Below are 938 nucleotides of genomic sequence, written 5' to 3'. Positions count from 1 at the left end.
TAGACCTAGCAAAATATTTTGACACTGTGAACCATGACTTGTTGATAGGTATGGTAAGGGAACAAGTAAAGGATGAAACCATCATACGACTCATACGCAAATTTTTAAAGAGTGGGGCTATGTCAAATGGGCTTTCGAGCCCTTCTACCAAAGGCACTCCATAAGGTGGAAACCTGTCTCCATTACTCAGTAATATCTACCTCAACAAATTTTGATCGACTACTTGAAAAGAGGGGACATAAATTTGTGAGGTACGCAGATGACTGTATCATCTACGTCAAAAGTAAGAGAGCCGCTGAAAGAGTAATGACCAGCTGTACAAAGTACCTTGAGGATAGATTGAAACTTAAGATAAACCGAGAAAAGAGCAAAACTGGAAGCCCACTAAAACTTAAGTTTCTTGGCTTCTCCCTCTACAAAGCTAAAGGGAAGATTGGAATCAGACCGTACCAGAAGTCCGTAAAACGGTTCAAGGACAGGGTACGGCAGATAACAAGTCGTAAACGTGGTAGGTCGACTCAGAAGATACTTAAAGAGCTTAAACATTCACCACAGGCTGGTTAGGCTATTTCTCTATCGCAGATATGAAGAATAGAATCACCGCCCTTAACGAATGGATTAGGCGTAGAATTCGAATGTACTTGTGGAAGCAATGGAAGAAAATAAGTGCGAGGTTTAAGAACCTCAAACGACTTGGAATATCCAAAGGGAAAGCTTGGCAATGGGCAAACACTCGGAAAGGATATTGGCGGATAGCCAATAGCTGGATATTATCAAGGTCATTAACAAATGAATACCTCGCATCAATTGGATATGATGACATATCCAAAAGATACGAGGTACTGCACTTAAATCATTGAACCGCCAAGTACCGGACGGTATGCTTGGTGGTGTGAGAGGTCGGTAGATAAATTAATTATCTACCTCCTACTCGATTT

Annotated in this window: 2 protein-coding genes; both read left to right on the top strand. The window is 41.2% G+C overall.

What is annotated here, in order from left to right; translation table 11 throughout:
- Nucleotides 1–246: 246 nt before the first annotated feature.
- Nucleotides 247–564 (top strand): reverse transcriptase domain-containing protein, encoded by a 318-nt coding sequence (locus tag CDO51_RS13980; RefSeq protein ID WP_158212475.1) that lies wholly within the window; start codon nt 247–249, stop codon nt 562–564.
- 20 nt (nt 565–584) lie between these two features.
- Nucleotides 585–860 carry a group II intron maturase-specific domain-containing protein gene (locus tag CDO51_RS13975; protein WP_158212474.1) on the top strand — a complete coding sequence of 92 codons (276 nt, stop codon included), beginning with the start codon at nt 585–587 and terminating at the stop codon, nt 858–860.
- The last annotated feature ends 78 nt before the right edge of the window (nt 861–938 follow it).

This window comes from Natranaerobius trueperi (assembly GCF_002216005.1).
GTDB lineage: Bacteria > Bacillota > Natranaerobiia > Natranaerobiales > Natranaerobiaceae > Natranaerobius_A > Natranaerobius_A trueperi.
The sequence above is the reverse complement of the archived record's forward strand: the minus strand, read 5'-3'. Positions and strand labels throughout refer to the sequence as shown.